Below are 18,599 nucleotides of genomic sequence, written 5' to 3' on the forward strand. Positions count from 1 at the left end.
GCCGGGCTCGCCGGCCCCGTAAAGCCGTAGGAATCAGGCGTCCGGCGTCAGCCGCAGCGAGATCGAGTTGATGCAGTAGCGCTGGTCCGTCGGGGTCGGGTAGCCCTCGCCCTCGAAGACGTGGCCCAGGTGGGAGCCGCAGCGGGCGCAGCGGACCTCGGTGCGGACCATGCCGTGGCTGCGGTCCTGGACCAGCTCGACCGCGTCGGTGTCCTTCGGGTCGTAGAAGGACGGCCAGCCGCAGTGCGACTCGAATTTGGTGTCGGAGCGGAACAGCTCCGCGCCGCAGGCCCGGCAGGAGTAGACGCCCGCGGTCTTGGTGTCCGTGTACTCACCGACGAACGCGGGCTCGGTGCCGGCCTTGCGCAGCACCGCGTACTCGGCGGCGGTGAGCTCCTCCCGCCACTGTTCGTCCGGCTTCTCGACGTCGTACGTCACGGTGGCTCCTTCAGCTCGACAGGTGGTCCAGGATCCGCGGGCCGAGGTCGGTGACATCGCCCGCTCCCATGGTGAGAACGAGGTCCCCGGGCTTCGCCATTCCCGCGACGACCTCGGGGACCCGGTCCTTGTCGTGGACGGCGGTGACGTCGGCGCCGGCGGCGGTGGCCGCGTCGATGATCAGGGCGCTGGTGACACCGGGGACCGGGTCCTCGCGGGCCGGGTAGATGTCCAGGACCACGGAGGCGTCGGCGAGGGCGAGGGCCTGGCCCATCTCCGTACCGAGCTCCTGGGTGCGGGAGAACAGGTGCGGCTGGAAGACGACGAGGAGCCGGGCGTCGGACGCCGCGCCGCGCATGGCCTCCAGGTCGGCGGTCATCTCGGTGGGGTGGTGGGCGTAGCTGTCGATGACCTGGACGCCGGCCGCCTCGCCCTTGAGCTGGAGGCGGCGCTTGACCCCGGTGTACTTGCCGAGGGCCGAGGCGAGGTTGTGGGCGGGGATGCCGAGGGCGATCCCGGCGGCGAGGGCGGCGACCGCGTTGAGCGCGTAGTGGCGGCCGGGCACGGACACGGTGAAGGTGAGGAACTTCCCGCCCAGGATCACCGTGACCTCGCTGGTCAGGCCGCGCGGGGTGATCTTGTGGACGCGCACGTCGGCGGTCGTGGACTCGCCGTAGGTGACGACGGTGAGCGCGGGCAGGGCCGCGCGGACCCGGCGGGTCAGCTCGACGGCGCCGGACTGGTCGGCGGAGACGACGAGCGTGCCCTCGGGGACGATCTTCCCGGCGAAGGTCTCGAAGGACTCGTAGATCTCGTCCATCGACGCGTAGTTCGCGTGGTGGTCCAGCTCGACGTTGAGCACGATCGCGACGTCGGGGTCGTACTTCTGGAAGCTGCGGTCGCTCTCGTCGGCCTCGGCGACGAAGATGTCGCCCTCGCCGTGCGTGGCGTTGGTGCCGGGTCCTGCCAGGTCGCCGCCGATGGCGTACGAGGGGTCGAGGTCCAGCTCGCTCAGGGCGACGGCCAGCATCGAGGTGGTGGTGGTCTTGCCGTGGGTGCCGGCGACCGCGATGGAGCGCAGCCCGCCCATCAGCGAGGCCAGGGCGTCGGAGCGGTGCACGACGGGGATCGACAGCTCCCCGGCGCGCACCAGCTCCGGATTGTCGGCGCGGATGGCGCTGGAGACGACGACGCAGCTGGCGTCGTCGGCCAGGTGCCCGGCGGCGTGCCCGATGTGGACGGTCGCCCCCAGCGCACGCAGCGCCTCGGCCGTCGGGGACTCCTTGGCGTCGCTGCCCGCGACCTTCGCGCCGCGCTGGGCGAGGATCTTGGCGATGCCCGACATTCCGGCGCCGCCGATGCCGATGAAGTGCGGTCGTTCCATGGCGGCGGGGATGCCGGGTGCCATACGTGTCTCTCCCAGGTGCGTACGGGTAAGGGCTCCCAGCCTATTCGCTGTGCGCGAAGAGCTTGAGCACCGGGACTCCGACCTTGTGCCGGGCGCGGGACGCCCAGTCGCGGTGGAAGAACTCCTCGACGTAGTGGGGCGCGGTCAGCACGATGACCTCGTCGGCCTCGGACTCCTCGACCACCGAGGTGAGCTTGTCCAGGGGGTGGCTCTCGATCACCTGTCCGACGGCTTCGGAACCCGCCTGACGCAGGGCCTCCAGGGAGACCTGGAGGGCGAGCTCGGCCGACTCCCTGGCGCTCCGGCCCTCGGGCTCCTCGCTCTCGCGGGCCGCTTCCTTCAGTTCGCCCATCGCCAGGTCGTCGATGGCCCGAAGCAGGACGTCCGCCTGGTCGCCGCGCGGCTGCATGAGGACGACGAAGGAGATGCGCTCCTCCCCGTGCAGGGTGGTGACGAATTCGATGTCCCCGGAGGTGAGGGCCTTCTCGATCATCAAAACGCTGGTGAACACCACAGAGCCCTTCTCTTCAGCGGCCGTCGCGGGCCGCTGCCGAAACCATCCTTCCCCGCGCTCGCACGGGGTCTGCGAGATCCATTCTGCCCACGGAACGCTAACCGGAACATGATATTCCGCTCTTTGCCGCCGCATGGGCGGTACGGGGAGAGCCCTGGGGCGCAGGAGGACGACGGGGTCCTCAGGGCCGGCGGTAACGGCTGAAGAGGAAGCCGTCCTCCTCCAGCAGCGAGGCGAGGGCGAATCGTTTCGGCACGGCGACGGCGGGCCCGCCCGCGATCCGCTGGGCGTCCCCGGCCGTGAGCATCGGCGCGAGGGTCAGGCAGAGCTCGTCCAGCACCCCTTCCGCCACGAACTGGCCGAGCAGCCGGGGCCCGCCCTCCGTCAGCAGCCGCCGGTGCCCCCGGTCGGCCAGCTCCCGCACGGCCCGCGCGGGGTCCACGCGCGAGCCCTCCCCCGCGATCACCACCTCGGCGCCCGCCTTCCGGGCCGTCGCGATCCGGTCCGGGGGCGCGCCCGCCCCGGTCAGCACCAGCGTCGGGACCAGCGGCGAGACGAAGAGCGGGAGCGAGAAGTCCAGGTCCAGGCTGCCGCTGACCACGGCGACGGCCGGGGCGGGCGTCTGCCCGGCCGCCGCCCGGCGCGCCGCGAAGGCGTCCCGCGCCCTGGCCGGCCGGTAACCCTCCTGGCGTACGGTCTCGGCGCCCGCGATCACCACGTCGGCCAGGCCGCGCAGGGTGCCGAAGACGCGCATGTCGCTCTCGCAGGAGATCGGCTGCGAGCGGCCGTCGTGCTGGGCGGCCCCGTCCAGCGTCGACACCATGTTGGCGCGCAGCCAGGGGCCGTCCGCGGCGGGATAGGCGTAGGCGTCGGCGAGGCGGTCCAGGCTCCATTCACCGGAGGTGTCGGCGGCTGTCAGGTCGGTCACAGGGAACAGGCGTCGCATGCCAGGCAGTCTGGCACGGGTCGTAAGCTTGACGGTTGTGTCGTCCTCCCACGCCGCGCCGGGGTCCAGCCCCATAGCCGAAGCGGCCCCGCTGTCCCTGTGCGCCCGCGAGCCGCACGTCCCCGCCGACCGCCTGGTCGCCGAGATGGTGCCGCCGCCGCGCTTCGACTCGGTGCGCTTCGATACGTACGTACCCGACCCGAACCAGCCGAGCCAGACCGAGGCGGTCCGGGTGCTGAGCGACTTCGCCGCCGGGCTCGGCGGGGCGCACGCCACGGGCGCGGGCAAGCGCAAGTGGTTCGGCCGGAAGACGGCCGCGCCCTCGGGGCCGCGCGGGGTGTACCTCGACGGCGGGTACGGGGTCGGCAAGACCCATCTGCTGGCCTCGCTCTGGCACGCGACCCCGGCCGCGCCCTCGCTGAAAGCTTTCGGCACCTTCGTGGAGCTGACGAACCTGGTGGGCGCGCTGGGCTTCCAGCAGACCGTGCGGACGCTGAGCGGGCACCGGCTGCTGTGCATCGACGAATTCGAGCTGGACGACCCGGGCGACACCGTGCTGGTGTCCTCGCTGCTCAGCCGGCTGGTCGAGGAGGGCGTGGCGCTGGCCGCGACCTCCAACACGCTGCCCGGCAAGCTCGGCGAGGGCCGGTTCGCCGCCGCCGACTTCCTGCGCGAGATCCAGGGCCTGTCCGCGCACTTCCGCCCGCTGCGCATCGACGGCGAGGACTACCGCCACCGGGGTCTGCCCGAGGCCCCGCCGCCGTTCTCGGACGAGCAGGTCACCAAGGCCGCGTACGCCACGCCGGGCGCCAGCCTGGACGACTTCCCGGCGCTGCTCGACCACCTGGCCCGCGTCCACCCGAGCCGGTACGGCGCGCTGACGGACGGCGTCAGGGCGGTGTGCCTGACCGAGGTGCGGGCGGTGCCCGACCAGTCGACCGCGCTGCGGCTCGTGGTCCTCGCCGACCGGCTGTACGACCGGGAGGTACCGGTCCTCGCGGCCGGGCTGCCCTTCGACAAGCTGTTCAGCGACGAGATGCTGAACGGCGGGTACCGGAAGAAGTATTTCCGGGCGATCTCCCGGCTCACTGCCCTGGCGCGGGACGCGAAGGGGCTGGTGGCGCAGTAGGTTCGGGGGCGTAAGGACGTAATGCCGACGGCGCACGAGGATGTGCGCCGCCGTCCCGTACCACCGCGCACACCGCTTGAAGGGACCCAGCATGGCTACCACGCGTACCGCCCACACGGAATGGGAAGGCAACCTGGCCGAGGGGAAGGGCCTCGTCACCCTCGATTCCTCGGGCGTCGGCGAGTTCCCGGTCTCCTGGCCGTCCCGCGCCGAGCAGGCGAACGGGAAGACCAGCCCGGAGGAGCTGATCGCCGCGGCCCACTCCAGCTGCTTCTCGATGGCCCTCTCGCACGGCCTGAGCGGCGCCGGCACCCCGCCGGCCCGGCTGGAGACCAAGGCCGACGTCACCTTCCAGCCGGGCACCGGCATCACCGGCATCCACCTCACCGTGGTGGGCACCGTGCCCGGTCTCGACGAGGCCGGTTTCGTCAAGGCGGCTGAGGACGCCAAGGCCAACTGCCCGGTCAGCCAGGCGCTTTCGGGCACCACGATCACGCTGAGCGCTTCGCTCGCCTGATCCGCTCCCCGCTGTGTCCCCGGGCCGTCCGCCCGGGGACACAGGCGTTTTCGCACCGGCCGTGTTCACCTTCCGGCCATCTTGAATCCTCCTTCAATCCACCCGGGTTTCTCATCGCTTCCTCATCCCTCGTTGGTTGCGTGTCGCGGGCCGGCCGGTCCGGCACGGACAACGAAGGAGGCGCACGGTGTCGCAACCCGACACGGCCACGGACGACCCCCCACCGCTGCATGTGGCGAGCAGGCTGCACGCCTTCAACAGATACGAGCTGAAGTACCTGGTCCCCGTCGAGCGGGCCGCCGAACTGCGCGACGAGCTCGGCGAGCGGATGGACCGCGACCTGAACAGCCCGGTCGGCGGGTACGGGGTGTGGAGCCTGTACTACGACTCCCCCGAGCTGCGGTTCTACTGGGAGAAGATCGAGGGCCTGAAGTTCCGCCGCAAGCTGCGCATCAGGCACTACGGCGACCCGGCCGGGGTGACGGACGAGTCGCCGGTCTGCGTCGAGATCAAGCAGCGCGTCAACCGGGTCACCCAGAAGCGGCGCATCACCCTGCCGTACGCGACGGCCCGTCAACTCTGCGACGCACGTGAGCTGGTGGAGCACTCCCCCAAGGAGCGCGCGTTCGTCCACGAGGTGCTCGACCTGGTCGTACGGCTGAACCTCAGGCCCACCGCGATGACCGGCTACCAGCGCGAGGCGCTGGTCGGGCGCGCCGCCGACACCGGGCTCCGGGTCACCTTCGACCGGCGCATCCGGGGCCGCGACCGCGACTTCCACTTCGGGCAGGCGAATCCGGAGAACCGGTTCACCGTGCCGCCGCACATGTCGGTGATGGAGATCAAGGTCAACGAGCGCACCCCGCACTGGATCACCGACCTCGCGGCCCGCCGCAACCTGAGCCTCATCCGGGTCTCCAAGTACGTCCAGTCCATCGAGGCGTTCGGGCTGGCGCCCCGGTCCGCCTTCCATCTGCACGAGGCGGACTGTCCGCCGCCCGCCACCCCCCTCGACACGCGGCTGCCGGCACAGGAGTCGCCGGTGAAAGCAGGAGCACAGTGAATTTCGATCTGCAGGAACTCAGCGGGACGTTCAGCGTCGCCGACGTCGTCGTGGCGATGGCGCTGTCCTTCGTCCTGAGCACGGTCATCGGTTACGTCTACCGGTACACCCACCGGAACGTGTCGTACAGCCAGTCCTACGTCCAGACCCTGGTCATCGTCGGCATGATCGTCGCCCTGATCATGCTCGTCGTCGGGTCCAACCTGGCCCGGGCGTTCTCCCTGGTCGGCGCGTTGTCCGTGGTCCGGTTCCGGAACGCGGTCAAGGAGACCCGGGACGTCGGGTTCATCTTCCTCGCCATGGCGATCGGCATGGCCTGCGGTGCCCGGTTCTACACGCTGGCCGCGGTCGGCGCGGTGGTGATCTGCGCGGTCGTCGTGATCATGCACAAGTTCGACTGGTTCGCGCTGAACGTGCAGCGCCAAGTGGTCAAGGTCCAGGTCCCGGCGGGCGAGGACTACACCCCGGGCATCCGTGACGTGCTGATCAAGTACACGACCGAGTTCGAGCTGGTCTCCACGGAGACGATCCGGGGCGGGGCGCTGAACGAGGTGTTCTACACGGTCCGGATGAAGAAGGGCACCGAGCCCGGCGACCTGGTCACCGCGCTCCAGGAGCGCACCTCCGGCCAGCGCGTGACGGTCCTGACCGGTTACGACACCACCGACCTGTGAGCACCGTCGACGGCACGCCCCGCGGGCGACGGCTGCGCGACCGCGTACCCGTGCGCCTGCGGCACCACTGGAAGCCCGCCGGGGCGCTGTGCGCGGGGCTCGCCGTGATGCTCTACGCGTTCGGCGACGCCCGGGTATCCCCGTACGTCACCTCCGCCTCGCGGGTGGAGGCGGACACGATCACGGATGACGTGAAGGGCACGGTCGGCCTGTACGACACGTCGGTGAAGCACTCCATACAACTGGAGTACGAGCAGACCGACTTCGACAAGATGATGAAGGAGTTCAAGAAGGACGGCACGAAGGACTCCATCCCGGCCGACCTGACGATCGACGGCGTCTACCTCCAGGACGTCGGCATCCGGCTGAAGGGCAACTCGACCCTGATGTCCCTGCGCGGCAACCGGGGCGGGATGCCGGGCGGCGGCCAGATGCCGGGTGGCGACGGGATGCCCGCCGGGGGTGCGGGTCGGCGTGCCGGGCAGGGCGGGGGCGCCCCCGGTGGCGGTCAGGCTCCCGGGGGTGGTGCCGGTGGGCGCGGTGGCGGGATGACGCAGTACGACCTGTCCGCCGGCAAGCCCGAGGAACTGCCCTGGCTCATCAAGATCGATGAGTACGTGGAGGGCCGCGCCTACCAGGGCGAGCGGGAGATCTCACTGCGGCCGGGGAGCAACGCCCAGGTCCCCTTCAACGAGGCGCTGGCGCTCTCGCTGATCGACGGCACCGGGGAACCGGCCGAGCGGTACGGCTTCACCACGCTGAAGGTCAACAACCGGCCGACGGCCGTGCGGCTCATGGTCGAGAACCCCGACACCGAATACGCGGAGGCGGTCGAGGGCGAGTCCGTGGTCTACAAGGCCCGGGCCGGCGGCACGTTCGACTACCAAGGGGACGACCCCTCGAAGTACGAGACGTCGTTCCGGCAGCTCAACAAGGTCGGCAGCCAGGACCTCGAACCGGTGATGAAGCTGGCCGAGTGGGTCGAGAAGTCCTCCGACGAGGAGTTCGCGGCCGACCTCGACAAGCACGTCGACGTCGACTCGTTCGCCCACTACGTCGCCACGCAGAACCTGCTGATGAACTTCGACGACATGGCGGGCCCGGGAAAGAACTATCTCCTCGGGTACGACCTGAACAGCAAGAAGTTCTCGGTGCTCGGCTGGGACTACAACCTCACCTTCAGCGGGGACGCGACGGCGGGGCCGGACGACGAGATGAGCATGGGCGGCGGCATGGGCGGCCGCCCCGGAGGCACCGGCGGCCAGGACGGCGGCCCCGGCGGCGGCATGCCCGAGGGGATGCCGGAAGGGATGCCGGAGCTGCCCGAGGGCGCGGAGATGCCCGACTTCGGCGACCTGCCCGGCGCGCCGGGCGGTGACGCGGGCAAGGGCGGCGGCATGCGGTCCGGGCACGCGCTGAAGGAGCGCTTCCTGAAGCTCGACGCCTTCGACGCGGTCTACAAGAAGGCGTACCAGGACCTCTACGAGAAGTTCTACGCCTCCGGCAAGGCCACGAAGACCCTGGACGACCTCGCGGAGCAGGCCACCCGGGCCGGTGTCGCCGCGAAGGACGTCGAGAGCGCGGTCGGCACCCTGCGCACGACGGTCACCGAGCGCACGGCGGCCCTGGCGAAGGACAAGGAGGTGTCGGGCTGACCCGTGCGGCGCGCCCCGGCCCCCCCGCCGGGGCGCGCCGCCGTTCCTGTGAACCCGCACAAGTTCGGTCCGTAGCATCGCGCCGCACGGCGCCGCCCGGACCGTGCCCGCAGAGCCGTGAGGTGATCCTTCCGATGGGAGACCGGTCCGCCCGGCACACCGTGCTGGTCGTCGAGGACGACCCGAGCATCCGTACCCTGCTCACCTCCGCGCTGACCGCGGCAGGTTTCCGCGTCGCCTCCGCGGCGAGCGGCCGGGACGGGGTGGCCGAGGTCGACCGCTGCCGGCCGGACCTGGTCGTCCTCGACGTGATGCTGCCGGACACGGACGGCTTCGCCGTGACGCGGGAGCTGCGGTCCCGGGGCGACTACACCCCGGTGCTGTTCCTGACCGCGCGCACGGACATCGAGGACCGCATCATCGGGCTCAGCTCGGGCGGCGACGACTACGTCACCAAGCCGTTCCACATCCAGGAGATCCTGCTGCGCATCCGGGCCATCCTGCGCCGCACCGGGGGCGCGTCACGCCCGCCGGCCGAGCAGCCGCCGCTGCGGTACGCGGACCTGAGCGTCGACCGCGAGCGGCACACCGTGCACCGGGCCGGGGAGCCGGTGAAGCTGTCCCCCACCGAATTCCGGCTGCTGGTGTGCCTGATGTCGCAGGCCGGGAAGGTGCTGGAGAAGCAGGACATCCTGCTGGACGTGTGGAGCTACGGCTTCTCCGGGGACACCCGCATCGTGGACACGTACATCAAGAACCTGCGCCGCAAGATCGACCGCGCGGACCGGCCGCTGATCCACACCGTGCGCGGCGTGGGCTACTGCCTGCGGCTGCCCCGCGAGGACGCGCCGTGAGGTTCCTGCCGCACCGGCCCCGCTCGGTGCGGACCCGGCTGGTGCTGATCTCGGCCGTCCTGGCCACCGCGGCCGTGCTGGTCTCGCAGGCGGCGGGGCTCGCGGTCATGCGGTCCTGGCTGACGGCCCAGATCGACCACCGGCTCACCGCGTTCCGCCCGCCGCCCCCGGCCGCGTACGCCCCCGCCCACGGCCGGCTGCCGAACGTCCCCGCGCCGGTGCCCCGCGAGGACGTGCTGCCGTCCGACTTCCGGGTCTTCTTCTACGACTCCGACGGGCGGCTCCGGCCCGACTCGCTCGGCACCGGCACCGGCCGCCCCCGGCTGCCCGCCTCCGCTTCCGGCCTCGCCCTGGAGGCCGGCCGTCCCGCCACCGTGCCGGACGAGGACGGCGGTTCGGCCTGGCGGGTGGTCGCCGACACGGCTCCGGACGGGCGGCGCGTCGTCGTCGCGCTGCCCCTCGGCACGGTGGAGGGGGCCACGTCGAAGCTGCTGTGGTTCAGCCTCGCGATCGGCGTCGCCACGGCGGCCGGGGTCGGGCTGCTCGGCAGCGCCGCCGTGCGCCTGGGGCTGCGCCCGCTGGCCCGGATGGAGCGGACCGCCCTGCGGATCACCGGCGGCGAGTCGGCCCTGACCGTCACGGACACCGACCCGCGCACCGAGACCGGGCGGCTCGGGCTCGCGTTCAACACGATGCTCGGCCAGGTCCGGGCGGCTCTGCACCGCAAGGACGCGTCCGAGCAGCGGCTGCGGCGCTTCATGGCGGACGCGGGCCACGAACTGCGCACCCCGCTCACCTCGATCCAGGGGTTCGCCGAACTCCTCGTGGAGCAGCCGCGCCTGCCCGCCGCCCGGCGTCGCGAGGCCCATGCGCTGATCGCCCGGAACGCGGAGCGGATGAGCCGGCTCGTGGACGACCTCTTCCTGCTGGCCAAGCTGGGATACGCCCCCGTGGCGCACCACGAGACCGTGGACCTGCTGTCGCTCGCGGCGGACGGGGTCGGCGCGGCCGTCGTCGCGCATCCGGGCCGCGACGTGCGGCTGGCACCGCTGGGCGGGGGCGGGGGCGGGAGCGACGGCTCGGCGCTGGACGTGGTGGAGGCGCTGGGCGACGCCCACCAGCTGTCCCAGGTCATCGGGAATCTGCTGGCCAACGCCTGCGTGCACACCCCGTCCGGCACGCGCGTGGAGGTCCGGGTCGGCGCGGTGCGCACCGGCCCGGACACGGGCGGCACCGACCGGCCCGGCCGCTACGGCGCGACGGCCACGCTGCCCGCTGGGACTCCGGCGTGCGTGGTGGAGGTCGCGGACGACGGGCCGGGACTGGCGGCCGAAGCGGCGCGGCAGGTCTTCGAACGGTTCTACCGGGGGCCGTCGGCGGACCGGGCGGGCACCGAACCCGGGTCCGGGCTCGGTCTGTCGATCGCGGCCACCATCGCCGGGGCGCACGGCGGGCGGCTCGAACTCGACACCCGGCCGGGCGAGGGTTCGACGTTCCGGCTGCTGCTGCCCCGGAGCGTCGGGGCCGATGGCTGAGCCGGGCGTGCCAACGTTCACCGACGGCCTCGTACGGGCAGACCGTTTCTTGACGAAGCCATGCCACCTGTACCCCAGCAGGGAGTTCGCCCATGTCAGTCGCACCCCGCCCCCTCGCGTCCCGGCGAAACGTTCTGGCGGCGAGCGCCGCCGCGGTCTCGATCGCCTTCACCGGCGCGTTCACGGAACTCTTCGCGGGCAGCTCCGCCGCACGCGGTCACGAGGGCTACGGCCCGCTGGTGCCGGACCCGGCCGGCCTGCTCGACCTGCCCGAGGGCTTCCACTACCGGGTGCTGTCCCGGGAGGGCGACCGGCTCCGCTCCGGCGAGGGGCGGGTGCCGAGCCACTGCGACGGCATGGCCGCGTTCGGCGGCCGGGGCGGGCACGTACGGCTGGTCCGCAACCACGAGAACCGGGTGGACGCCGCGATTCCCGTACCGGCGGTCGAGGGGCTGACGTACGACCCGATGGGCAAGGGCGGCTGTACGGCCCTGGAGCTCGACGGGAACAACCGCGTGCTGTCCGAGCGCGTCGCCATCGCCGGCACGGCGGTGAACTGCGCGGGCGGGCGCACCCCGTGGAACACCTGGCTGACCTGCGAGGAGACCGAGGACCGGGCCGGCACCAACGGGTACACCAAGGACCACGGCTACGTCTTCGAGGTGGACGGTGCCGACCCGCGCCGCACCGGCGCCGTGCCGCTGACCGCGATGGGCCGCTTCCAGCACGAGGCCGTGGCGATCGACCCGCGCGACGGGACGGTGTACGAGACGGAGGACGCGTTCGACAAGCCGTTCGGGCTGTTCTACCGCTTCCTGCCGGAAAAGCCGCTGGGCGGTACGGGTTCGCTGCGCGCGGGCGGCCGGCTGGAGGCCATGCGGGTGCCCGGCGTGCCGGACCTCTCGGCGGTGCGGGAGACCGGGACGGTGTTCGAGGGCGTGGAGTGGGTGCCCGTACCGGACCCGCAGGCCGTCGAAACCCCCATCCGCTTCCAGGACTTCGGCCGCAAGGGCATCACGCACGGCCAGAAGCTGGAGGGCTGCTACTGGGGTGGTTCGTGCGTCTACTTCGTCTCCAGCTTCGCGTACCGCGCCGAGGGCTCGGCGGCGGACCACTACGGGCAGGTCTGGCGCTACGACCCGCGGGCGCGCCGGCTGACCCTGGTCATCGTCTTCGGCCCGGACACCGACCTCCAGCTGCCCGGCGAGTCCCCCGACAACATCACCCTGGCCCCCGGCGGCGGCCTGATGGTCTGTGAGGACGGCGGCGGCGCCCAGCACGTGTTCGGCCTGACCCGGCGCGGCGAGGTGTACCCGATGGCCCGGGGGCGGCAGAACATCGGGACCGCCGAGGCCCCGGAGTGGGGCGAGTTCGCGGGCGTCACGTTCGCACCGGATTACGGGACGATGTACGTGAACGTCTACACACCGGGCACCACGTTCGCGGTCACCGGTCCGTGGCGCTGACGGACCGGGCGGAACCACGGCGCACCCCGCCGCGTCTTTGCATACGGCAACATCGGGTTTGATCCATCCGGGTGTGCGGTGCAGGATGGCCGGGTGCGCTTCGGTGCGCCCGTGCTTCGGCGCACCGGTCGCCTCGACGCTCAGCGGAAGAGATTCTCAACGGGGGGGGGCACCGTGACCAAGTGGGACATCGACCCCGACGGCGTTCGTCGGGTCCTGAAGAACACCGCCGAGGTGGGCCGCGAGTTCCAGACGGAGTTCACGTCGTACAACAACGGTCTGGTGGGGTCGGCGACCTCGGCGGGCACGATGGTCCTGGGCGGCACCGAGATTCCGGCCGGGGGCGCGTTCGGGCCGGTGGCCCAGGCGTTGCAGGAGTTCCAGCAGCACACGCTCAACGACCTCAAGTTCCTGCCGGTCCGGGCGGCGAAGTCCATGACGGGGGCGCGGCTCGCCACTGAGGCGTACCTCGCGGGCGACCTGGACATGGCCAAGAACAAGCAGGAGCAGTACTCCAAGGCGCCGACCCCCGAGGAGCTGAAGGGGAAGGGGCCCAAGAAGTGATCGACCTGGCGAAGATCCCCTTCTTCACCGGCAATCTGGAGGCCCTGGAGAAGCACGCGTCCAAGCTGAAGACGACCGCCTCCGACATCCGGACCACGGGCAAGGACGTGCACACGGCCTTCCAGGCGCTGGACCCGGTCTATGACGCCCCGGAGCAGGAGGAGTTGCTCGACTCCACGATTCCGGTACGGGACAAGGCGGACGCGTTCGCCGACAAGCTGGAGTCGGTGAGCGGGGCGCTCTCCGGGTTCGCGACGGCGGCCCGGCCGCTGGTCGCGAAGATGAACCGGCTCCGGGAGGACGCGGCGAGGTTCGTCGCGGAGAACAGGGACGACGACGACTGGCAGCAGGACCAGGACAAGATCGACGAGAACGCCCGTCTGGTCCACGAGGTGGGCACGACGTGGGTGGCCTTCCAGGGCGCCGAGCGGGACGCGGCCAACAAGATCACGGCGCTGGTGGGCGGGACGCACTTCGTCGTGGACGACGGTTCGCACAAGGCCGGGATGTACGGCTTCAAGGCGGACGACGTCAAGGACGCCGGTGAGACGCCGTGGGGCACGGTCGACGAGCGCGAGTACACCGGACTGCGGGCCGCGTGGGAGTGGACGAAGGACAACGTCGGCGGGGCGCTGAAGGGCTTCTTCGTGGACGGGGTCTGGGGCACGATCAAGGGCCTCGGCAGCATGGTCAACGTCTTCGACTGGGACAACTTCAAGAAGACCTGGTCGGGCATCGGTGACGTCTTCGGCGGCATCAGCGCGTACATCATGACGCCGTACGACTGGGCGATGGACAAGATGTTCGGCCCGGTGGACCACAGCGACAGCGACCGCCAGAAGGCGGCCCTGCGCAACTTCGGCAAGTCGCTGGTCGCCTGGGACGAGTGGGGCCACGACCCGTCACGCGCCTTCGGCACGGTGCTGTTCAACGTGGTGACCATCGGTTCCGGTTCCCTGCTGAAGCTGGGCAAGGCCGGCAAGCTGGGCGTGGTCGCGGACGCGGCGTCGGTGGCGGGCAAGGCGGGCGCGCTGGTCGACCCGATGAGCTATCTCGGCAAGGCGGCGGGCGTCACCAAGATCAAGGTCGGCGACCTGATGGACAGTCTGCGGACGAGCTCCACGGGCGTGGACGACATGGCCCGTACGGCACCGTCCGGCACGGCCCCGCACCCGACGACCGAGACCCCGGGCCTCCACTACACCGACCACCAGGGCAACCCGCGCGTCGTCGGCGAGGACGGCGTCATCCGCGACGAGCACGGCAACCCCGTACCGGACACCGAGCCGGTCCCGGAGCCGCACAAGAACGAGCTCCCGGACACGCACGAGCGCGTCCCGGACCGGGAGAAGGTGCTGGAGGGCGCGGGCGGGCCGGGACACGTGGAGAACTCGGCCAAGCCGCCGCACTCCTCGCCGGAGGGGACCACGCACCACACGACGCCGTCGACGGGCGGGCACGTGACGGAGCGTCCGACGGGGTCGGGCGGGGGCGAGTCCGTGTCGCACACTGGTCCCGGGGGCGGCGGACACGGGCCGGGCGGACACGGAAGCCACGAGCCGACAGGCCAGGGCGGCCACCACGAGACACCCGGTGGCGGCGACACCGATGGACCGGGCTCCGGCGAGGGCGGTGGCACGGGCAACGGTCCGGAGGGCGGTTCCGGGACGCCGGAGCGCGAGCCGGGCGTCGTTCTGGAGGGTGATCACACGGCACAGCAGCCGAGTGGCGTGATGTCCCCCGACAAGGAAGCCGCCGTCACGGACGCACTCAAGGATCTGAAGGTTCCTCCGGTCGACCAGGCCCGCATGCTGACGCAGCTGCGGAAGTCGGAATACGGGGCGGCTGTCGCCGACTACATCGCGAGTGGCCGCTTCGCGGACGTGCCGATGTTCAAGGACCCCAAGGGCCTCCTTTTCCAGGTGAAGCAGGGGGACATGATTCCGGCAGTGCACCAGGCCATGGAACACGCGGCGGAATTGCAGGCCAAGGGAATAAAGAACATCGAGTTCGAGCTGAAACTCCCGGACAAGAAGCTCGACCTCGACGTGCTGGTCCGCACCGACGGCCGCATCGAGTACGGCGCGCAGCTCAAGGATGTCGACAGCGTCAAGGGCATCACGTCGGCGGTCAAGAAGATCGCGGACAAGCAGCTCGCCGGTGCCGGGGTGGACGTCAAGGTCGGAATTCTCGACATCAAGGGATTCAGGAACGAGCTCACGGAGCGCGAAATCCGAGCGGTCCAGCGGGCCGCCGATCGCACCAACGCCTCGTTCGAGCTAAAGTTCAAGGACGGCTCCGTCACCATTTATCCGACCAACGCCGCCAAACCTTAAGGAAGTTCGATCGTTATGCTGACGCGCGCGCCCCGAGAGAGCGGCTCGTGGTTCTGGGACCTGGACGACGTGGTGGAGCCGGGTCTGGAATCCGCACTGCTGACGGCGGGACGAGTGGGTGCCGTCCTCCGGCAGCACCGCCTCCTCGATCCGGACGCCCTCGAATGGAGCTGGTTCCAGGTCGGTCGGGGCGGCCTGGGCATCCACAGCCGACTGGATCTCGTCGGACTTTCGCTCGACGACCCGCTTCTGCCGGAGGCACTCCGCGACTGCCGGCCCGCCGGGCACCCGCAGGCCGAAATGGGCGGAATCCTCGTACTGGGCTCCGGAGCATGGTTCGACGCGAAGGGAACGGCTCAAACGGAGCACCGTCTCGTCGAGTTGATGGTTTCCCCGGACGAAATCGGCCCTTCGGCCGAGATTTCCGTGCACCACGACATCTGGAGCCCGTGCGATTTCCGGGGCGAGCCCCACCCTGCCATCCACGCGGCCAATGCCCCTCGACTCACGTCGGCACTGGAGGAAATCGCGACGGTGCTCGGCGTCGAGCCGGAGCCCGGGGAGCCGACGTATTACGGACACGCCAAGGGGTACGAACTGGCGGCGCCCGACCTCGTCGACGGCCGAGGACCGGACCTCACCGACACGGCGGTCGGCTGATCGCCGGCGATGCGCCGGAACAGCCGATGCCCCGGGTTAGTTCGAGGAAGAAAACCGATTGAACCAGGAACGCGACCGCGTCGCCGGGCTCATCCGTGTGATGAACGACCCCGGTGCCCCGCCCATGGAACGGTTTCTGGCGTGCCGGGATCTGACCGAAGAGGGCGAGGCGGCCGGGTTCGACGCGGTGATCCGGGCGGCCGGTGACCCGGATGGCACCCCCTGGTACGACTACTCGATCGACCGGAAATTCTCCGTGGACAGCACGTTCTCGCAGCTGGCGCTGGCCGTGGACGTGAGCCACTACGAGGTCGAGGAGAAGGGCACGGCGGCGCTGCGCGAAGAGGCGTTCCGCGCGCTCATCCGGCTCGCCGACACGCAGTACTTCGAGGACCGGCTCGGTGAACTGATCGACAGCGCCACCGTCAGGGCAGCGCTCGGCGAGATCAAGGAAGCCGTCGGCCGTGGCGTGCGCGCCCTGGCCGCCGGTAAGAAACAGCGGTTCGATCTGGCCACCCAACTCGTGGACCTGGCCTGCGCCGTCACCCCGGTCGACGGGCCCCTGTCCGTCGAACTGGCCATGAGCGTGCTGCGGGTCAGCGCCTCGCCCCGCACGCTGAAGCACGCCGTCACCATCGTCCACCGGGCCGAGGGGCCGGAGATGCGGGAGTTCGGCGAATACCTCATGACGGTCGGCGACGAGCGCGTACGGACGGAAGTCCACGACGCGTTGGGCGACTCCCGGTGACGGAGGAACCGGTCCCGTGGCGACCGGCCGCGTTTCCCGCCGACGCGGCGGCCGCCGCCCAGCTCCGGGAATGGCTCGACGACACGAGTTACGCCCTGTACGGGGTGGGGCACGACTTCCGGGGCGCCGGTCTCGCGGACGGCGACTTCACCGGCGCGTGGCTCAGCGACGCCGTGCTGACGGGCGTGGGATGCGAGTCGGCGTCCATCTACCGTGCGGACCTCAGCGGGGCGGACCTGACCGGGGCGAATCTGGCCGGCGCCGACCTCGTCCGGGCGAAGCTCGACCGGGCCGTGCTCCGTTCCGCCCGGCTCGACGGGGCCGACATGGTCAAGGCGTCACTCCACGACGTCGACGCCTCGGGGGCGAGCTTGCGCGGAACGCGCATCATGGGCGCCTCGCTGTACGACGTGGACCTGCGGGGCGCGGACCTGACGGACGCCGTCCTGTTCCAGAACACGTTCAAGGTCACCGTGGACGACACCACGCTCGTACGCGGCCTCACCGGCACGGTCTTCGGCCCGGTCACGGTCGTCGGCGGCGAGGGCCCCCGGCAGCTGGGCGGCGCGGACCTGGAAGCATGGCTCGGCGCGCGCGGCGGTCAGGTCCGCGTACTCGAACCCCACCACACCCGAAGGACCCCCGCATGACCCAGGACGTCGTCGCACTCACCAAGCGCATGCCCGACTCGCTCAGTGTGCTGGCCGGGTTGCTCGCCGGTGGGCCCGATCTGCGCGTCGGGAGCGCCGGGGAGGGGGCCGTCGTGCAGTTGTGCGACGACGAGGGACGGCCGCTCGTGTCCGTCGAGGTGCCGTTGTTGATCCAGGTGCCCGGGGAAGCCGTGCGGCTGCTCGGGGCCGAGGCCGCGCCGGAGGGGGACGGGCCCTGGTGGTGGGTCGAGGCGCGGGCCGCCGCCGGGGTGTCCCGGGCCGAGGAGCTGGCCGGAGCCTTCGCCGCGCGGCTGACCATGCTGCTGGGCGGCAAGGTGTGGCCCGCCGACGTCCCCGGCACCACCGGCGCGGCCAGCCCCGTCGACGTCTCGGGCATCACGGCCGTGCCCTCCCCCGCCGCCGCGCAGCCCGCCGTCGACATGCTCACCGACAAGGCGGCCGTCGTCATGCAGGACCGCCCGGTCGTCCCCATGACGAGCTGGCTGACGGAGGCGCTGCGGGCCACCGTGGAGAGCGAGCGGTCGCTCCAGATCGTCACCCCGCCGCACTGCACGCTCTCCCTGCCGACGCGGCTGCTGCTCCAGTCCACCTCCTCCCGCTGGGTCGTCCAGGACGAGCGCTGCGGCTACTACGACGGGCTGACCGGTGCCGTACTGCGCTGGCAGGACGACGCGTTCGCACCGGACCGGCGGGAGGACGGGCAGACCCCCGTCGCGGAGGCGTTCACGGAGGCCGGGCCCACCGGCGAGCGGCAGCTCGTCCTGTCGCTCCGGACCGTGCACCGCCCCACCGCCGACCTGGTGCTCGGCGGCGCCCTGGAGGCCGCCTGGGAGGCGCTGACCGGTGCGCCCCCGGCCGGCTGGGGGACGTCGGAGCCCGCGGGGCTCACCTGGTCGCGGCGGCGGCTGACCGACCTGGCGTACGAGCGCGCGCCCCGGCCCACCTGGCTGGTGGCCGTGGGCAGCCCGGACCGCCCCGCCGTCGCCACCCTCCAGGTGAGCCGGACGCCGGAGGGCGTGGAGGAGGACATCACCCTCGTCCTCGGTTACGGCTCCGACGAGGCGCCGCCCCTGGACGCGCTGCCGGGGCTCGCCGACGAGCTGGTGACCCGGCACGGGCTGCGGACCATGCTGTGCCAGCTGGGCGAGGGCCGCCGCGATCTGAACGCCCCGCCCCGCTTCGAACGGCCGCCGCTCCCCCACGCCTTCGCGCTCGGCTCGGCCGAGGTGACCGAGGTGGGCCTCGACACCGCGGCCCGGACCCCGCTCAAGGAGGCGCCGGTGCGGCTGGGTCCCGGCGGCCGGCCGGGCTACTACTACCCGCTCGGCGACGGCGAGACCGCCGAGAGCTGGGCGGCCCTGGAACAGCTGATGCGCCATCTGCGTGGGGCGCCGCCGGTCTAGCGTGCCGGCCCCACGGGG

General features: G+C 71.5%; 18 protein-coding genes. 14 read left to right on the forward strand and 4 right to left on the reverse strand.

The window, feature by feature from the left end; genetic code table 11:
- Window positions 1-33: 33 nt before the first annotated feature.
- The 4 genes from msrB to AB0L33_RS20205 all read right to left on the reverse strand — a co-directional run bounded on the left by msrB (window position 34) and on the right by AB0L33_RS20205 (window position 3,306).
- Complete coding sequence (msrB, locus tag AB0L33_RS20190; RefSeq protein ID WP_365683233.1) at window positions 34-438, reverse strand: peptide-methionine (R)-S-oxide reductase MsrB; 405 nt, start codon at window positions 436-438, stop codon at window positions 34-36.
- 10 nt (window positions 439-448) lie between these two features.
- On the reverse strand, window positions 449-1,846 hold the full coding sequence (gene murC / locus AB0L33_RS20195; RefSeq protein ID WP_365683235.1) for a UDP-N-acetylmuramate--L-alanine ligase: 1,398 nt from the start codon (window positions 1,844-1,846) through the stop codon (window positions 449-451).
- Window positions 1,847-1,886: 40 nt separating this feature from the next.
- Window positions 1,887-2,339 carry an indole-3-glycerol phosphate synthase gene (locus AB0L33_RS20200; RefSeq protein WP_365683527.1) on the reverse strand — a complete coding sequence of 151 codons (453 nt, stop codon included), beginning with the start codon at window positions 2,337-2,339 and terminating at the stop codon, window positions 1,887-1,889.
- Window positions 2,340-2,541: 202 nt separating this feature from the next.
- Window positions 2,542-3,306, reverse strand: a complete 765-nt coding sequence (locus tag AB0L33_RS20205; RefSeq protein WP_365683237.1) for a pyrimidine reductase family protein — start codon at window positions 3,304-3,306, stop codon at window positions 2,542-2,544.
- A gap of 37 nt (window positions 3,307-3,343) precedes the next feature.
- Between AB0L33_RS20205 and zapE the strand changes: the two genes are divergently transcribed.
- From zapE to AB0L33_RS20275, 14 genes are all read left to right on the forward strand, one after another.
- Window positions 3,344-4,435, forward strand: coding sequence for a cell division protein ZapE (zapE, locus tag AB0L33_RS20210; RefSeq protein WP_365683239.1), 1,092 nt, complete (start codon window positions 3,344-3,346; stop codon window positions 4,433-4,435).
- A gap of 91 nt (window positions 4,436-4,526) precedes the next feature.
- On the forward strand, window positions 4,527-4,952 hold the full coding sequence (locus tag AB0L33_RS20215; protein ID WP_365683240.1) for an OsmC family protein: 426 nt from the start codon (window positions 4,527-4,529) through the stop codon (window positions 4,950-4,952).
- Window positions 4,953-5,139: 187 nt separating this feature from the next.
- Window positions 5,140-6,015: a polyphosphate polymerase domain-containing protein gene (locus AB0L33_RS20220; protein WP_365683242.1), complete on the forward strand. Its 876-nt coding sequence runs from the start codon at window positions 5,140-5,142 to the stop codon at window positions 6,013-6,015.
- Complete coding sequence (locus tag AB0L33_RS20225; protein WP_365683244.1) at window positions 6,012-6,689, forward strand: DUF4956 domain-containing protein; 678 nt, start codon at window positions 6,012-6,014, stop codon at window positions 6,687-6,689. Before AB0L33_RS20220 ends, AB0L33_RS20225 begins: the two co-directional genes overlap by 4 nt.
- Window positions 6,686-8,344, forward strand: a complete 1,659-nt coding sequence (locus tag AB0L33_RS20230; protein ID WP_365683246.1) for a CotH kinase family protein — start codon at window positions 6,686-6,688, stop codon at window positions 8,342-8,344. The genes AB0L33_RS20225 and AB0L33_RS20230 overlap by 4 nt, the downstream gene beginning before the upstream one ends.
- Before the next feature lie 134 nt (window positions 8,345-8,478).
- Window positions 8,479-9,198, forward strand: a complete 720-nt coding sequence (locus tag AB0L33_RS20235; protein WP_365683248.1) for a response regulator transcription factor — start codon at window positions 8,479-8,481, stop codon at window positions 9,196-9,198.
- Entirely contained in the window at window positions 9,195-10,733 is a 1,539-nt protein-coding gene (locus tag AB0L33_RS20240) for a HAMP domain-containing sensor histidine kinase (RefSeq protein ID WP_365683250.1), read from the forward strand. Before AB0L33_RS20235 ends, AB0L33_RS20240 begins: the two co-directional genes overlap by 4 nt.
- Before the next feature lie 92 nt (window positions 10,734-10,825).
- Window positions 10,826-12,199: an alkaline phosphatase PhoX gene (locus tag AB0L33_RS20245; protein WP_365683252.1), complete on the forward strand. Its 1,374-nt coding sequence runs from the start codon at window positions 10,826-10,828 to the stop codon at window positions 12,197-12,199.
- Between the two features lie 174 nt (window positions 12,200-12,373).
- Entirely contained in the window at window positions 12,374-12,763 is a 390-nt protein-coding gene (locus AB0L33_RS20250) for a DUF6507 family protein (RefSeq protein WP_365683254.1), read from the forward strand.
- Complete coding sequence (locus tag AB0L33_RS20255) at window positions 12,760-15,099, forward strand: hypothetical protein (protein ID WP_365683257.1); 2,340 nt, start codon at window positions 12,760-12,762, stop codon at window positions 15,097-15,099. The genes AB0L33_RS20250 and AB0L33_RS20255 overlap by 4 nt, the downstream gene beginning before the upstream one ends.
- Before the next feature lie 15 nt (window positions 15,100-15,114).
- A complete protein-coding gene (locus tag AB0L33_RS20260; protein WP_365683258.1) occupies window positions 15,115-15,759 on the forward strand; it encodes a hypothetical protein in 645 nt (214 codons plus the stop codon).
- A 58-nt stretch (window positions 15,760-15,817) separates the two neighbouring features.
- Window positions 15,818-16,507: a hypothetical protein gene (locus AB0L33_RS20265; RefSeq protein WP_365683260.1), complete on the forward strand. Its 690-nt coding sequence runs from the start codon at window positions 15,818-15,820 to the stop codon at window positions 16,505-16,507.
- A complete protein-coding gene (locus AB0L33_RS20270) occupies window positions 16,504-17,157 on the forward strand; it encodes a pentapeptide repeat-containing protein (RefSeq protein ID WP_365683262.1) in 654 nt (217 codons plus the stop codon). The genes AB0L33_RS20265 and AB0L33_RS20270 overlap by 4 nt, the downstream gene beginning before the upstream one ends.
- Window positions 17,154-18,581, forward strand: coding sequence for a DUF6177 family protein (locus tag AB0L33_RS20275; protein WP_365683264.1), 1,428 nt, complete (start codon window positions 17,154-17,156; stop codon window positions 18,579-18,581). The genes AB0L33_RS20270 and AB0L33_RS20275 overlap by 4 nt, the downstream gene beginning before the upstream one ends.
- Window positions 18,582-18,599 lie beyond the last annotated feature (18 nt).

The organism is Streptomyces sp. NPDC052299 (assembly GCF_040679335.1).
Lineage (GTDB): Bacteria > Actinomycetota > Actinomycetes > Streptomycetales > Streptomycetaceae > Streptomyces.